Below are 16,437 nucleotides of genomic sequence, written 5' to 3' on the forward strand. Positions count from 1 at the left end.
AGATGTTTCTCTTTCCGTCTGGAAATGAAGATGCATGCTCGAGACCTTCGCCAAGCTCTACAACGTTGATTCGCAATGAACATCGGATCTTCGATCAGCGAGTGAGAACCTTTGCTGGGCGATCAGTGGCAAAAACCGCCTGACGCTTGACGATGCCGAAAAAGAACTTATGACCGTTAAAATTGATCATGCTGCTCCCCGTTGTTTGAAGTTCCATTTGGTTGGAACTGTGGCCGGTGATTGAAAAGCCGCCAGTGACTTGGGGATCGAGTGAATCATTTGTAGGCTGTTTACGGGATATAGGGCTTGTAATCCATGCACGGGTTGCAGCCACTCAGTTCAGCATTCAGGGAGGAAAGCTTGGTCAGTATGGTGGACGTTACTGATTTGGCTGATTGCGAAATCACCCGTGAAAAACTCGATCAAGCTTCGAGTTCTCAATTCGTCGCTCAAGGTTCCTGCCTCAATGAAGCTCGTTTGTTACTTCAACGACTTTGGGGATACGAAGATTTTCGGCCTCTTCAAGAACAGGTGATTCAAGCTTTGCTCGCTGGGCGGGAAAGTGTCGTGGTGCTTCCCACGGGCGGCGGGAAATCACTGTGCTACCAGGTTCCCGCTCTGTTAAAGCCAGGCCTGGCGATTGTCGTTTCACCGTTGATTTCACTGATGTTTGATCAGGTGTCGTCACTTCAGGAAGTAGGTGTTGCAGCTGCGGCCATTCACAGCGGGTTGTCCAATCAGGAGCGGCAGCAGATTGCCGGTCAGATCCGCTCGGGTGAACTTCGATTGCTCTACCTTTCTCCTGAGCGATTGATGACCGACCGGATGTTGGGCTTTCTCGAGCAAGTCCCGCTTTCCATGCTGGCCATTGATGAAGCTCACTGCATCAGTGACTGGGGACACGATTTTCGCCCGGAATATCGGATGCTTTCGGGCTTGAAAGATCGCTTTCCACAACTCCCCATCCATGCATTTACGGCAACCGCCACACAGGAAGTTCGTCAGGATATCGCCCGGCAACTCGGCCTGGCCAATCCTCAATTCCATGTCGGATCATTTGATCGACCGAATTTGATCTACCGGGTCATCCCCAGAGAAGATCGAGATCAGCAGGTGATTTCGACCATCCGGCGGCATCCCGGAGAATCAGGTGTCGTCTACTGTCTCCGCAGAAAAGATGTCGACGATGTAACGACGATGCTCAAGCAGGCCGGATTTCGAGCACTCCCTTACCATGCCGGTCTGCCCGATGAAGAGCGGCATGCCAACCAGCATGCATTTCTCAATGATCATGTCGAGATCATCGTCGCGACAGTCGCCTTTGGCATGGGGATTGATAAGTCGGATGTCCGGTTCGTCATCCACACCGGTGCACCAAAATCTTTAGAAGCTTACCAGCAGGAAAGTGGTCGGGCAGGTCGCGATGGACTCGATGCCGAGTGCTGGCTCTTTTATGCCCAGGGGGATTTTGCTTTATGGCGTAGCTTGCAGGCTAATCTTCCAGAGAAGGCTCAACAGACAGCGCAGCAGGTCCTGGCTGGAATGGAAGGGTTCTGCCAATCGACAAAATGTCGACATCGAGCGATTATCGAATACTTTGGACAGGCGGGGGAATCGGGTGAATGTGGTGCCTGCGATATCTGTCTGGGCGAACTGACGGAAGTTGAAGATTCGTTGGTGGTCTCGCAAATGATTCTCTCTTGTGTCGTAAGAGTCGAACAAAGTTTCGGGGCAGATCATGTTTGTAAAGTGCTGGTGGGATCGCGCGCCAAAAACATCCTTAATCGTGGGCATGACCAACTGAGCACATTTGGATTGTTGAAGGGCGTGGACTTGAAAGTCCTGCGCCATTGGATCGAGCAACTCATCTCGCAAAGTTTTCTCGAACGATATGGCGAGTACGGCCTCCTGCGGGTCACGCCGGCAGGTCGGCTTGTTTTGAAGGGTGTCCAGAGCCCGCAATTACTCGTCGCGAATTCGACCTCGTTCAGACAGACAGGTGTTGCTCAAGTGGCGTGGGCAGGTGTTGATCGTGAACTCTTCGAAGAGTTGCGTGATTTGCGAAGGCAACTGGCAACAGAGCGTGGAGTGCCCCCATTTATCATTTTCGGAGATGCTCCACTGCGGGAGATGGCGGCTGTCCGTCCGTTGAGTACGATCAGTTTTCGACAGATTCGTGGGATTGGAGATAAAAAGACCAGCCTGTACGGCGAGGTCTTTGTCGCTGTGATTTCGCGGTATTGTCACGAACGCAATCTGGCTGGCGATCAGTTTGCCGTGAGAGAACAAAGTCAAAACTCTCCACCGGCAACTGTCGATCAAAGCCCGCCGATCAAGCGAGAGCCCGGAGAGATCCAGAAGCGAGCATATGAATTGTTCTCCAGCGGGCAGGAGCTTGAGGCTGTGGCAAAAGTTCTAGAGCGAAGCCGATCCACTGTCGCGCAATATCTGGAAGAATACATTCTGGATCGGGGACTGCAGGATGGTCTCCCGTGGGTTGAAAAGAGCGAGTTCTCTCAGATTGAGGGAGCTTTCGAGGCAGAGGATCACCGCCGATTGAAGCCCGCGTTTGACCGGCTGAATGGTCAGGTCACCTACGAAAAATTGCGAGTCGTGCGCGCCTGCCTGCAGAATCGCGGCCACTGGCCCAAGTGATTTTCATTCGTAAGGATTCAGAATGAAGACGGGCAGATCGGGCATTGCCAAACTGACATTTTGGCTGTCAAAATGGCGGCTTTGAAACGTCCTGCCAAGATGGCGTTTGTCGTAAGTGTTCATCAAATTTCAGGATACATTTCGGAGAATTTTTGGGAATGCCGTTTGCGTTTTTGCTGGAACGTCTGAGTTCCGGGGGCACGGGCACCAACAATCAGACATCAAATCAAGAGTGGTTTTCTTTTCTAAGTTGCCCGTGGACAAGTCAAGGAGATCGTCATGATTCCAGCAGTTCAAAACTCAAATGGCCGACATCTGGTGGCAGCTTTGCCAGGGCATCGGCTGTCCCCAGTCTTCGACCGATTGTTCGAAGACTTTCTCGCTCCAGCGTCCCAGTCTTGGACTGGTTTTCCCTCCAGTCTCTGGGAAGATGAAGGAGCGATTCATTTTGAAATGGATCTCCCTGGCATCCACGAAGCGGATCTTGAGATCACAGTGCATGAAGACCATCTCGTGGTGAAGGGCGAACGCAAGGCACCTGCGGAAAAGCATCAAAACGATCAGAGGGTCTATGGTCAGTTTGAACAGCGCGTCAAATTGATCGCAGCAGTGGATCTGGCGCAGATCGAAGCCTCTCTCCATCAGGGAGTGCTGCATGTCAAGCTGCCCAAGAGTCAAGCCGCCAAGCCATTCCGAGTGACGTTGCAATCGACCGGCAATTGCCAATCACAGATGGGAATGGTCAATCAGGATTTGACGAGCGGCAATCAATAGCTCATTGCCTGAGTGACGGATTCAATGGGAAATTTGCCGTTCAGTTCTTACGGAGGCCCGCAGTTCTGTGGGCCTTCTTGTATTTCCAGGTCGTATTTTTATGAACTCACTGGTGACTTTGAAGATGACATGCACAATCCACTGAAGGGGATTCACACAAGATCCTCAACGGTTAGGGCGTTCTGCGAGTTTTAGCGGTAAACTGAAGTGAGCCTGAATTCTGATTTTCAATGAATTTCAGTCTGTAAGACGCAATAAACTGGTCGAGTACCCCCGGTAGACGTATGCTCTTAGGAGATTGTCTGCCGCGCTAACTTTTGGCAAATTCAGGCGGTCCTCGAAGAAGCTCTGTCTGTCATCCTGCCCCGCATCCCCCAGTTTGAGTGCTCCTGCATTCAGGAGTGAGTTCTCATGACGATCAACCAAGAATCTGCAAAGCGTGTCGAGTCGGTCACTCAAATCGAGCAGCCCGGCGGATCACCTTCCACCACACGCTCTTCGAAGAAGGTATTCTTCGTATTCACCGGTCTGTTTGTGATGGCCTTTCTGGTCTGGTATCTCAGAGACGACTGGTGGCCCCGCGTGGAGGCATTTGTCGGTCTGAAATCGGAAGTTCAAAAGCCACCGTCCCGCATCATCCCCGTCGGGACAACCGAAGTTCGCGAACAGAACATCAAACTTTATCTCAATGGATTAGGAACGGTCACGCCATTTAAGACGGTCACAGTCCGGGCGCGAGTCGAGGGTGAACTGATTCGAATTGCCTTTACAGAAGGGCAAATGGTTCAGGAAGGCGAACTTCTGGCCGAGCTCGATAAGCGCCCCTTCGAATTGCAGCGAGACCAGGCGATTGGGCAACTGGCTCGCGACGAAGCGGCACTCGCTTCTGCCCGGCTGACACTTGATCGCTACGAGCAATTGCTGAAAGAAAAAATCATTCCTTTGCAGCAGGTACAGGAGCAGCGCGCCATCGTCGATCAGACGATGGGGATCATTCAGTCGGATCAGGCAGCCATTGCCAACGCTGAGTTGCAGATTGCCTATTGCCGCATTACTGCACCTGTCTCAGGGCGTATTGGGTTGCGCTTGGTCGATTTGGGAAACATCGTCCGCGCGAATGATCCGACTGGGATTGCAGTCATCAATCAGGTGCGGCCCATTACGATTGTCTTCACTGTCTCACAAGATGAAATCCCACGCATTCAACAGAGGATTCGCGAGCAGAAATCACTTGAAGTTCTCGCTTACGACCGAGACTTTTCCAATCTGCTGGCGAGAGGGGAGTTGCTGGCGGCCGACAACCAGGTGGACTCTGCCACCGGGACATTAAGGCTCAAAGCCATTGTGGAAGACGATGCCGACCAGTTGTTTCCCAATCAGTTTGTGAATACTCGTCTTCTGATCGATGAGCGGATCGGTGCCATCACCGTGGCTTCAGCAGCCATTCAACAGGGACCCGAGGGTTCGTTTGTGTATGTGGTGAATGCCGATCAGAAGGTCGATTTCCGACCGATTCAGACCGGGCCATCTGAAGGGAATCAAACGATTGTCGAGTCAGGTCTGAAAGTCGGTGAGATCGTGGTGATCGAGGGAATCGATAAGCTCAAACCGGGAGCACAAATCACTCTTCGCGATCAACCGGCAGGTCGCAAGGAAAAGTCCAGCGATGTCACGCCGCCTGCAGCCAGATAGGTCTTTTCAACGGGGTGCCGGGCATTGATGAGTGAGTCATCAAGTGGCTTTGCCAAAGCAGACCTCTCGATGCCGCCTGAAGTCCCGATCAACGGAATCACTTGTTTTTGTACATTGCTTGGGACTGGTGAGGATCGAAAATCGAAATGGATCTTTCAAGGATTTTCATTCTCAGGCCCGTCGCCACTGTCCTGCTGATGGTTGCGATTCTCCTCTCGGGAATGATCGCTTATCGGTTGTTACCCGTCTCAGCATTGCCACAGGTCGATTATCCCACGATTCAAGTGGTGACATTCTATCCGGGTGCCAGTGCCCATGTGATGGCGTCATCCGTGACCGCACCCTTGGAACGGCAGTTCGGGCAGGTGCCAGGCCTGCAGCAGATGACATCGACCAGTTCCGACGGCAGTTCTGTCATTACATTACAATTTGAACTGGAACTCGATATCGATGTCGCTGCTCAGCAGATCCAGTCTTCGATTAACGTCGCTTCGACATTTCTTCCCCGAGATCTCCCGAATCCGCCGATCTACACCAAAACCAATCCCGCCGATGCCCCGGTACTCACCTTAGCCCTGACATCGCAGACATTACCTTTGTCGAAAGTGCAGGATCTGGCCGATACCCGCCTGGCACAAAAGATTTCTCAACTCAGTGGCGTGGGGCTTGTCAGTCTCAGTGGTGGCCAAAAGCCAGCTGTGCGAATTCAGGCCAATCCTGCAGCCCTTTCTCATCTGGGCTTAAGTCTGGATGACATTCGTAATGTCGTGGCGGGCGCCAACGTCAACCAGGCCAAAGGAAGTTTTGATGGCCCGAAGCAGGCCTTTACCATTGGAGCGAACGATCAGATTTACGCCGCCAGCCAATACGCAGATTTGATTGTGGCCTATCGCAATGGTGCGCCGGTCTTACTCTCGGAAGTTGCTCGGGTGATCGATGGTGTGGAAAACGAACGACTGGCCGCCTGGTTGAATACGACCCCCGCAGTACTGGTGAACATTCAGAGACAGCCCGGTGCGAATACGATTGAAGTGGTGGACAGGATTCGTGACCTGCTTCCACAACTGAAAGAATCACTCCCGTCAGCGATTGATATCCACATCCTGACAGACCGTTCGCAGACGGTACGTGAATCGGTTGAAGCTGTCCATTTTGAACTGCTCCTGACCATTGCACTCGTGGTGCTGGTGATCTTTTTGTTCCTTAGAAATCTTCGCGCCACGTTCATTCCCAGTGTCGCCGTTCCCCTCTCTTTAGTGGGGACCTTTGGCGTGATGTATCTGTTGGGCTTCAGCCTAAATAATCTCACGCTCATGGCGCTGACGATCTCGACAGGCTTTGTTGTCGATGATGCCATCGTGATGATCGAAAATATCATCCGCTACCTTGAGGAAGGAGATTCCCCCTTGGAGGCGTCCCTCAAAGGTGCCCGCCAGATTGGCTTTACGATCATCTCCTTGAGTGTGTCTCTGATTGCAGTGCTGATTCCACTATTGTTTATGGGAGATATCGTCGGACGACTCTTCCGTGAGTTTGCCGTGACGCTCAGTGTGACAATCCTCGTCTCGGCAGTGGTCTCTTTAACGCTCACTCCGATGATGTGTGCCCGCCTGCTCAAAGAAACTCATCAGGCTCAGCAGAGTTGGCTCTATCGCCAGTCGGAAGCATTTTTTGAGTGGATTATTGCCCGCTACGGCGATTCACTCAAAGTGGTTCTCAGGCATCAACTGGCCACAATGCTGGTGTTTGCGGCCACCGTCGTCGCCACGATCTACCTCTACATGATTGTGCCGAAGGGCTTTTTCCCGGTGCAGGATACAGGAGTGCTCCTGGGGATTTCAGAAGCTTCGCAAAGTATTTCGTTTGAGGCAATGTCCCAGAGACAGCTCGAACTCAATCGTGCGATACTGGAAGATGAAGATGTCGCCAGTCTCTCCAGCTTTATTGGTATTGATGGTACGAACACCACGGTCAATAGTGGCCGAATTCAGATCAATCTCAAACCACTCGAAGAGCGCCACGCCAGTGCCAGTGAGATTCTCAGTCGGATTCAGCAACGAGTCGATAGCATTCCGGAAATTCAACTTTATTTACAGCCCGTTCAGGATTTAACAGTCGAGACGAAATTAAGCCGGACTCAATACCAGTACAGTTTGGAATGCCCCAATACCAAAGATCTGGAAGAATGGGCACCTCGATTTGTGGAGCGACTCCGAGAGCTGCCTGAACTCCGGGATGTCGCCAGTGATCAGCTCAATCGGGGATTGCAACTGAGAGTCCGAATCGATCGTGATATTGCCTCGCGATTGGGAGTTACTCCGTTCATGATCGATGAGGCTCTCTATAATGCCTATGGCCAGAGGCAGATCTCGATCATGTTTACAGAGCTGAACCAGTACCGCGTGATCCTGGAGGTTCTTCCCGAATTCCGCAACTCGCCGAAAGATCTCAGTGAGATCTACATCCAGCCTCCGGGCGGCCAGCCGATCCCATTGAACACTTTTGCCACTCTGGAAGATTCGAATACAGCCTTAACGGTCAACCATCAAGGGCAGTTTCCGGTTGTGACGGTTTCGTTCAATCTGGCTCCGCAAGTCTCTTTAGGAGCGGCGGTCGCAGCGATTGACCGCGTCCACGAGGAACTGGATATGCCGGCAGGTATCGTCGGTGGATTCCAAGGAACAGCCGAGGCCTTTACGGCTTCACTGCGCAGTACTCCATGGCTGATACTGGCAGCCTTAGTGACGGTCTATATCGTCCTGGGAGTCCTCTATGAAAGTTTTATCCATCCATTGACCATTCTTTCGACACTCCCTTCCGCTGGAGTGGGAGCACTGGCTGCCATGCTGCTCTGCCGGGTCGATCTCAGTGTGATTGGTCTCATTGGGATTATTCTGCTGATCGGCATCGTGAAAAAGAATGCGATCATGATGATCGATTTTGCGATTGATGCGCAGCGGGTTGATCGTAAGTCGGCAGAAGAAGCGATTTTTGAAGCCTGTCTGTTACGCTTCCGTCCGATCATGATGACGACCATGGCGGCACTGCTGGGCGCAGTCCCTTTAGCCATAGGTCATGGTTCTGGCTCAGAACTCCGCAGCCCGCTGGGGATCACGATTATCGGCGGACTGATTGTCAGTCAGTTGCTCACTCTCTATACGACACCCGTGATCTTCTTGTGGTTTGAACACCTCGGCGAACGATTGGGATTCTCGGCTTCTCGTGCAGAAATTCTGCAACAAGAGCTCGATCGAGATGACCATGAGAGTGGTTTTGTCGCTCTTTCCGGAGAGCGTGCATGAATCTTTCGACACCATTTATCTTACGGCCCGTCGGTACGACGCTGCTCACGATGGCAATCATGCTGGCGGGTGCGCTCAGCTATTCTTTTTTACCGGTCGCACCTTTACCCCAGATTGATTTTCCCACGATTTCGGTAAGTGCCAATCTGCCGGGAGCCAGCCCTCAGACGATGGCATCGGCTGTGGCGACACCTCTCGAGCGACAGTTTGGGCGAATCGCTGGTGTTACAGAGATGACATCCAATAGTTCGCTGGGAAACACATCGATCACGTTGCAGTTCGATCTGGATCGCAATATCGATGCAGCGTCCCGTGATGTTCAGGCAGCGATCAACGCTGCCAGAGGCCAGCTTCCCACGAATCTACCGAATAACCCATCGTATCGAAAAGTGAATCCTGCCGATGCCCCGATCATGGGAATCAGTATTGTTTCTAATACTTACACACAAGCACAAATGTACGATGCGGCTGCAACGATTCTGCAGCAGAAATTGTCGCAGGTGCGCGGAGTGGGGCAGATCATTATTGGCGGTGGTTCGGCACCGGCAGTGCGTGTTGACGTGAATCCAGCACTGCTGAATCATCTTGGCCTCGGATTACAAGATGTTCGCGAAGTGTTGGGTAATGCAAATGCCAACCGACCCAAGGGATTGATCGACGATGGTCAGAAAGCGTGGTCGTTAGATGCCACAGATCAGCTCTATCAGGCGGAAGAATATGCCTCTTTGATACTTTATCAACAGGATGGGGCAATTGTTCGACTGCGGGATGTCGCCCGTGTGACTGATTCTGTCGAAAACAGCCGGTCCTACGGCATCAGCAACGGAGTTCGTTCGGTTTCCCTGCTCATCTTCCGACAGCCCGGTGCGAATATCATCGAAATTGTCGACAAGATCAACGCGATGCTGCCTCAGTTAGATGCTCAGATTCCGGCTGAAATGGAATTGAGAGTCACGATGGATCGAACGGCCACGATTCGGGCATCACTGGAAGATGTGCAGTTTACTTTAATGTTGTCAGTGGGCCTGGTGATTCTCGTCGTGTTTTTCTTTCTCAGAGATCTCCGGGCGACGATTATCCCTTCGGTAGCGGTCCCTGTCTCACTGGTGGCAACTTTTGGGGCCATGTATTTACTCAATTACAGTCTTGATAATCTCTCGCTGATGGCACTGACCATTGCCACGGGATTTGTGGTCGATGATGCGATTGTGGTCATCGAAAATATCTCTCGCCATCTGGAAGAGGGTATGTCGCCCATGGCGGCTTCGATTCGAGGGGCCCGCGAAATTGGTTTTACCGTTTTGTCGATCAGTATTTCTCTAGTCGCCGTATTCATTCCGATCCTGCTCATGAACGGACTCGTGGGACGGTTGTTCCGTGAGTTTGCAGTGGTACTCTCCGTGGCGATTGGCGTCTCAATGGTGGTCTCCTTAACGACGACACCCATGATGTGTGCCTGGATGCTCAAGCATCGTAAAGTCAAAGATCGCGGCTGGTTTTTTCGCTGGACCGAAGCGATTTTTGATTTATGGATTCGCATGTATGCCTCAAGCTTGCGTGTCGTCTTGCGGCATCAGTGGATGACACTGATTGTGACCATGGGAACAATTGCCCTGACAGGTTACCTGTATGCCGTGATTCCCAAAGGGTTTTTCCCTCAGCAGGATACGGGGCGTCTCTCTGCCAATCTTGTGGCAGATCAGGCCACCTCCTTTCGAGCCATGACGGCTCTGCTCGATCAGTTTGCCGCTGTTATTGAAGACGATCCGGCTGTCGCGACCGTTCAGGCTTCGATTGGAGGAGGTTTTGGTGGCGCCACAAACTCAGCGAGAATCTTTGTGATGCTCAAACCATTGAGTGAACGAAGAGCGACCCCCGAACAGATCATGGGACGGATTCGTGCAAAAGCCTCGAAGATTCCCGGCGCTGCACTTCTGATGCAGTCCGTGCAGGATCTTCGGATCGGTGGACGCGGAAGCAGTGCTCAATATCAATACAGCCTCAAGGCAGACAGTATTGAAGAGCTGAATGAATGGACGCCGAAACTTCTCGACCAGATGCGGCAGATACCGGGCATCGTCGATTTAAATTCTGACCAGCAGAATGGCGGCCTGCAGACCCGGCTGGAGATCGATCGAACAACAGCGGCCCGGTTAGGAGTTTCGCTTGCGCAGATTGATAACACGCTGTACGACGCCTTTGGTCAGCGGCAGGTTTCAACCATGTACAAATCCCAGAACCAATACCGCGTTGTGATGGAAGTCGAGCAGGAGTTTGCTGAGAATCCGGATGCGTTGAACGGGCTGTATGTGCAGGGGCCGGAAGGGGCACAAATTCCACTTCAGGCGTTATGCACCATCACGAAAACGAACTCATCGCTATCTGCCAATCATTCGGGGCAGTTCCCCTCAGCGACGATTTCATTCAATCTGGCCCAGGGTGTCTCGTTGAGTCAGATTGTCCCTCAGATCGAGCAGATTTCGGTCAAACTCGGCTTGCCGGAAAATATCCAGGGGAAATTTGCGGGTGCCGCCGAGGCCTTTCAATCGTCGTTAAATACTCAACCACTCCTGATTCTGGCGGCGCTGGTTTCAGTCTATTTCGTGCTGGGGATTCTCTATGAAAGCTACATCCATCCGTTGACCATTCTGTCAACTTTGCCTTCAGCGGGAGTCGGCGCCTTACTGGCCTTGCTGTTATGTGGTTATGAACTGAATGTCATGTCGCTGATCGGGATTCTGCTTTTGATCGGGATCGTGAAAAAGAACGCCATCATGATGATCGACTTTGCCATTGAAGCTGAACGCACCGCAGGGAAATCACCGGAAGAAGCGATCTTTGAAGCCTGTCTCATGCGGTTTCGTCCTATCACCATGACGACGATGGCCGCACTTTTTGCGGGCTTGCCATTAGCTGTGGGTTCTGGCAACGGAGCCGAGATCCGCCAGCCACTGGGGATTGCCATTGTGGGCGGCTTGATCTTCAGCCAGGTCTTAACCTTGTATACAACACCTGTGGTGTACCTGTTTCTTGACCGAGTTCGCCTTCGATTCGGAAGTAAAGCCGATTCGAGATTAGCAATTTCCCATCAGGAGTCATCGAGGGAGGGACTGGCAACTTCCGTTTGACGAGACTTTTGAGGTGCCAATCTGTGGTGCGTTGTTTCTTCCGGTGGTCGACTGGTTGAACAGGTCCTGATGGCCAGTAGTCCGGAGCCAGTTTCCCGGTTATACTGAGATTGTTGCAGACTTCTTTGGGCCCATCGAGAGAGTGTCTTACTGAACCCTTTCTGAATCGCTTTGTGGAAGAGTCGTTCTCGTGATGGACTTTCTAAAAAAACTGTTCCAAAGCAAACCCCGTGTTCAGAAGGTCGATATCGGCCGTCGTTTTGAACTCTACGGGCGTGTCGGTCAGGGGAGTATGTCCAAAGTCTGGAAAGCGCGGGATTCCAAACTCGGCAAGATTGTGGCCCTGAAAGTCCTCGACATCGACAAGACCAACCGGTTGGAGGCTCGATTTAAGGGGCTCAAAAAACCATCCGAAGGTGAGATTGCCATCACCCTCAAACATCCCCATATTGTCAAGACGTTTGAGCACGGGGTGACGACCAAAAACGAGGCTTATCTCGTGATGGAGTTTGTCGAAGGGGTCGCTCTGAGTTTTCTGATCAGTGCTCAGAACGAAGTCATGAAAAAGCACTGCTTGCGAATGACCATCGAATTGGGAGAGGCGATCAATTATTTCCATCGGCAGAACTGGATCCATCGCGATATCTGTCCACGAAATATCCTGCTCGATGAAAATCACCGCATCAAGTTGATCGACTTTGGACTGGTGGTTCCCAATACACCGCATTTTCAGGCTCCTGGTAATCGCACAGGCACTGCGAACTACATGGCACCTGAACTGATCCGCCGGCAACGGACAGATCAGCGGATTGATGTTTTCTCGTATGCCGTCACTTGCTTTGAAATGTTTGCCGGCCAGTTACCCTGGGAATCTGGGCAGACACTCGAATCGATTCTTTCCCATTTAAATTCGCCACCAGCCGATCTCAAAACCTATTGCCCCGATCTTGATGATCGAATTGTTCAGGCCGTCATGAAGGGATTGGCTATCCAGACGAATGATCGCTGGCAGAGGATCAGCGAAATGATTGAGGTTCTAAGATCTGTGCATCAGGAGCAGAGTGCCAAAGATCCAGCGAACTCATGAACGGTATCCATCAGCTTTCAAAGCAGTGGGCCTTCTGATTATGCTGACCACAAACCTCGGCGTCTGACGAGGCCGTCTTGAGTGTGGTCAGGCAGTTTCTCATCAAGTCTTCGATGGATTCCTGGGACTTATGCTGGATATTTCGCATTTGAATCGCCCACAGCAGGAGGCCGTGCGGACACATCGCGGGCCACTTCTGGTTCTGGCCGGCGCTGGAACTGGCAAGACACGAGTCATTACCTATCGCATGGCCGATCTCATCGCTGCTGGCGTTGATCCTGAACGAATTCTTTCGGTGACGTTCACCAATAAAGCGGCCCGGGAAATGCTGGATCGAACCTCATTGCTCTTAGGCCGCACCATGAAAAAGCGGCCCACAATCTCGACGTTTCACAGTTGGTGTGTGGGCATTCTGAGACAGGAAATTGATTCACTGGGATATCCCAAACAGTTCGTGATTTATGATCGCGGAGATCAGGAGTCAGCGGCACGAAAAGCTCTGCAAGTCCTTAAGATGACCGATACGGCTTTGAAACCTGGAGATCTTCTCGCCCAGATCAGTCGCTGGAAGATGCAGGGAGTCATGCCCGATCTCGCACAGGAGATTGCCGATTCGGATCATGAACAACTCGCCGGCATGGCTTACCGCAGGTACCAACTGGCGCTCAAGGCGGCTGGCGGAGTCGATTTTGATGACCTGCTATTCCTGACATTTCAATTGTTCAAACATCATCCGGAAGCACTTGAGCGACAGCAGAATCGATTCGACTTTGTGCAGATTGATGAATACCAGGACACGAATGAACTGCAGTTTCGATTGATCGAATCCATCGTGAGGCGGCACCAGAATCTCTGTGTGGTGGGTGATGATGACCAGTCTATCTACGGCTGGCGCGGTGCCGAGGTGAAGCATATTCTAGGTTTTAAGCAGTCATTTCCTGCTGCAAAAGTGGTGCGACTGGAAGACAATTATCGCTGCACAGAGTCGATCATTCAGTTGGCCAATCAACTTGTGGCCCATAATCGTGGTCGTCATGAGAAGCGATTGATTGCTCATCGGGGGGGAACATCGGTGGTGTTCCGGGAATATCCCGATGAGCAGGCAGAAGCCGAAGGCGTGGTGCGGGATATTGCTTATCTGATTCATCAGCTCAATGTTCGCCCCTGCGAAATCGCGATCCTCTTTCGCACCAATGAGCAGCCTCGAATTTTTGAGCATGAACTTCGCCGCAAGCAGATTCATTATCGAATTGTCGGTGGACAATCCTTCTTTGATCGCAAGGAAATCAAAGACCTGCAGGCTTATTTGAAAGTGCTTGTGAATCCGCGGGACGATCTTTCGCTACTGCGGATTATCAACGTACCTCCGCGCGGGATTGGTGACGCAACCTGCGAGCGATTACTGGCCAGAGCTGTCAAAGAGAAACGTCGATTCTGGGATGTGATTCCGGATGCGGCTGCCGCTGGCGAGATTACATCCAAGGCACTCAATAACCTGCGACAGTTTGAAAAGCAGATGTCGGGTTTGAGAGAAGCCTTTAAACAACCCGGGGTCAAGTTAAGCGAAACATTCCTGCGGATGGTCGAGACCACTGGTTACGCCCGTGAAATTGAGCGAACCTATAAATCAGCCGAGCAGCAGGAAATGAGAAATCTGATTCTGGGTGAATTCGCAAATGCCGTCTCGCAATATGAGGCCCAGTCGAGGTCCCCTTCACTGGAGGGATATCTCGATGAGATCTCTTTGGGAGGATCTGATTTTGCTGCCCCCGAACGACCCGATGAAAATGCCATTACTCTGATGACTTTGCATAGTGCCAAAGGTCTGGAGTTTGAGCGGGTTTATCTTGTGGGGTTGGAAGAGGGGATATTGCCACATAAACGCAGTGTCGATGAAGAGTTTGAAAACCCATCCTCTGTCGAAGAAGAACGGCGGCTCTGTTACGTGGGAATTACTCGGGCGAAAGATTTTCTGACAATTACCCGTTCGCAGAGCCGGGTGAAATGGGGCAAGAAACGCGAGACCAAGCCGTCGCGATTTTTGAAAGAAATGCGAACTGCGATCGAAACCACTGCCGCTCCGGAGGGAGCGGGTATTGATACAGCGGCCCGATCCCGGACAACCGGCGGCGGACGAACCGGCCATCCCGCCCCACATGGAGAAATGTTGTGAGCGATCAACTGCCTCTGATTCTGGGGATCGAAACCTCAGGCCGTGAAGGTTCGCTGGCACTTGTTCGAGGGGACGAGATTGTCGGTCACCGTCAGCTCGAAACGACGGGCCGCCGGCATGCGCAAACACTCGTGGCTGAGCTGGCACAGATGTGCCGTGAGGCGCAAGTGCAACCTCACGAGATCACGGCTGTTAGCGTGAGTATTGGCCCCGGAAGTTTTACGGGACTGAGAGTGGGTTGTACTGTCGCCAAGACCATTTGCTATACGACGGGAGCGAAACTGTTGGCGGTCGATAGTCTGCTGGCGAGCGCGACCGCCTGGAGTGGCGAACATCGTCAAGTCTGGGCGATTGAAGATGCCCAGCGTGGTGAATTGTTCGTGGGGCATTACCAGCGAAGTTCAATTGGTTTTTCACGGAGTGATGCCATTCAGATCGTTAAATCGCGGGAATGGCTCGCGGGCCTGACGACCACAGATGTGCTGATCGGCCCGGGATTGTCTCGAATTGTGGAGTTATCGACCGCAGCTCAGCGAATCGAAGCCAGCGTGGCAGCTCCTCCCGCGACCACAATTGCCCGCCTGGCACAGAAACTCTATGACCAGGCACAGTTTTCAGATCCCTGGACGCTCGAGCCTTTCTACGCAAGGCTCAGTGCTGCAGAAGAAAAGGCTGCGAAGGCCAGATCTTGAATTCTATATTCAGAGAATGATACGCATCCGACGATTCTGCTTTACTTTGTGTGCCATGCTTGCAGCTCTGGGCAAGCATGCCTTCACGCCGGGGTGGCAGGGGTCGGATGTCTTCATCCGCCACCTGGTCATCACCATTCGCAAGTATGACTGCACCGGTAACGTTCCTTCTCATCATGATGACCTTGAACATCAACGCTCAACGAATTGGGGGCAAACGAGGACGTTTGACCCCAGCCACCCGGTCGCAAGAAGAAGAGAACGACTTTCACAACCAGTGAGTTGTAGCGCCCTGAAGTTCCTTCGACTTGTGAAAAGGGGAAGCAGCAAAAGATTTCCTGATACCCTCATGCGTTTCCTCGTATCCATTTTGAATAGGACGCATTATGAAATCGTATTTGAGGTCGTCCGTAGCGATCGGGAACAGCACTCGACAAGGATGGGAAAATGATTCGAATGATTAGACCTGAGGATACTCCCGAACTTCTGGCGATTTGTGAGACTACAGGTCTATTCACGATCGAAGATCTTCCGACGCTACAACTCCTGTTTGATGATTATCACTTGACGAAATCGCGATTAGGACATCATGCGCTGGTTTGTGAAGACGAAGATGAACTCATAGCCGTGGCTTACTACTTACCCAGGGAGTTGACTGATCGAACATGGGAACTTCTGATGATTATGGTGCGTGCAACACGCCAAACCAAGGGGGTTGGCTCGCTTATGATCGAGGCCTGCCAAGAGCACATCAGATCAATGGGCGGAAGGTTGCTTCTCATCGAGACCAGTTCCACCGACGACTTCGGACCAGTCCGGCAATTTTATAGAAAGCACGGCTTTAACGACGTGGCGACTGTTCCTGACTACTACTCGGACGGTATCGGGAAAGTGACATTCTTGAAACGATTATAATTCTCGATAGTGGTTACAA

The 16,437-nt window shown here is 52.0% G+C and carries 9 protein-coding genes; all 9 read left to right on the forward strand.

What is annotated here, in order from left to right; all coding sequences use genetic code 11:
- Positions 1-369 precede the first annotated feature (369 nt).
- The 9 genes from recQ (at position 370) to PLIM_RS06395 (ending at position 16,418) form a co-directional block, all read left to right on the forward strand.
- The gene (gene recQ / locus PLIM_RS06355) at positions 370-2,655 is read left to right on the forward strand and encodes a DNA helicase RecQ (protein WP_148227006.1); all 2,286 of its coding nucleotides are present in this window, start codon (positions 370-372) and stop codon (positions 2,653-2,655) included.
- 279 nt (positions 2,656-2,934) lie between these two features.
- Entirely contained in the window at positions 2,935-3,429 is a 495-nt protein-coding gene (locus PLIM_RS22555) for an Hsp20/alpha crystallin family protein (protein WP_013109495.1), read from the forward strand.
- A 411-nt stretch (positions 3,430-3,840) separates the two neighbouring features.
- On the forward strand, positions 3,841-5,121 hold the full coding sequence (locus tag PLIM_RS06365) for an efflux RND transporter periplasmic adaptor subunit (RefSeq protein ID WP_013109496.1): 1,281 nt from the start codon (positions 3,841-3,843) through the stop codon (positions 5,119-5,121).
- A gap of 146 nt (positions 5,122-5,267) precedes the next feature.
- Positions 5,268-8,423 carry a multidrug efflux RND transporter permease subunit gene (locus PLIM_RS06370; RefSeq protein ID WP_013109497.1) on the forward strand — a complete coding sequence of 1,052 codons (3,156 nt, stop codon included), beginning with the start codon at positions 5,268-5,270 and terminating at the stop codon, positions 8,421-8,423.
- Entirely contained in the window at positions 8,420-11,551 is a 3,132-nt protein-coding gene (locus tag PLIM_RS06375; protein WP_013109498.1) for a multidrug efflux RND transporter permease subunit, read from the forward strand. The genes PLIM_RS06370 and PLIM_RS06375 overlap by 4 nt, the downstream gene beginning before the upstream one ends.
- A gap of 193 nt (positions 11,552-11,744) precedes the next feature.
- Positions 11,745-12,638, forward strand: a complete 894-nt coding sequence (locus PLIM_RS06380) for a serine/threonine protein kinase (protein ID WP_013109499.1) — start codon at positions 11,745-11,747, stop codon at positions 12,636-12,638.
- Between the two features lie 130 nt (positions 12,639-12,768).
- A complete protein-coding gene (locus tag PLIM_RS06385; protein ID WP_013109500.1) occupies positions 12,769-14,811 on the forward strand; it encodes an ATP-dependent helicase in 2,043 nt (680 codons plus the stop codon).
- Entirely contained in the window at positions 14,808-15,503 is a 696-nt protein-coding gene (gene tsaB, locus PLIM_RS06390; RefSeq protein WP_013109501.1) for a tRNA (adenosine(37)-N6)-threonylcarbamoyltransferase complex dimerization subunit type 1 TsaB, read from the forward strand. Before PLIM_RS06385 ends, tsaB begins: the two co-directional genes overlap by 4 nt.
- A gap of 447 nt (positions 15,504-15,950) precedes the next feature.
- Complete coding sequence (locus tag PLIM_RS06395) at positions 15,951-16,418, forward strand: GNAT family N-acetyltransferase (protein ID WP_013109503.1); 468 nt, start codon at positions 15,951-15,953, stop codon at positions 16,416-16,418.
- Positions 16,419-16,437: the final 19 nt, after the last annotated feature.

The sequence above is a fragment of the Planctopirus limnophila DSM 3776 genome, assembly GCF_000092105.1.
GTDB lineage: Bacteria > Planctomycetota > Planctomycetia > Planctomycetales > Planctomycetaceae > Planctopirus > Planctopirus limnophila.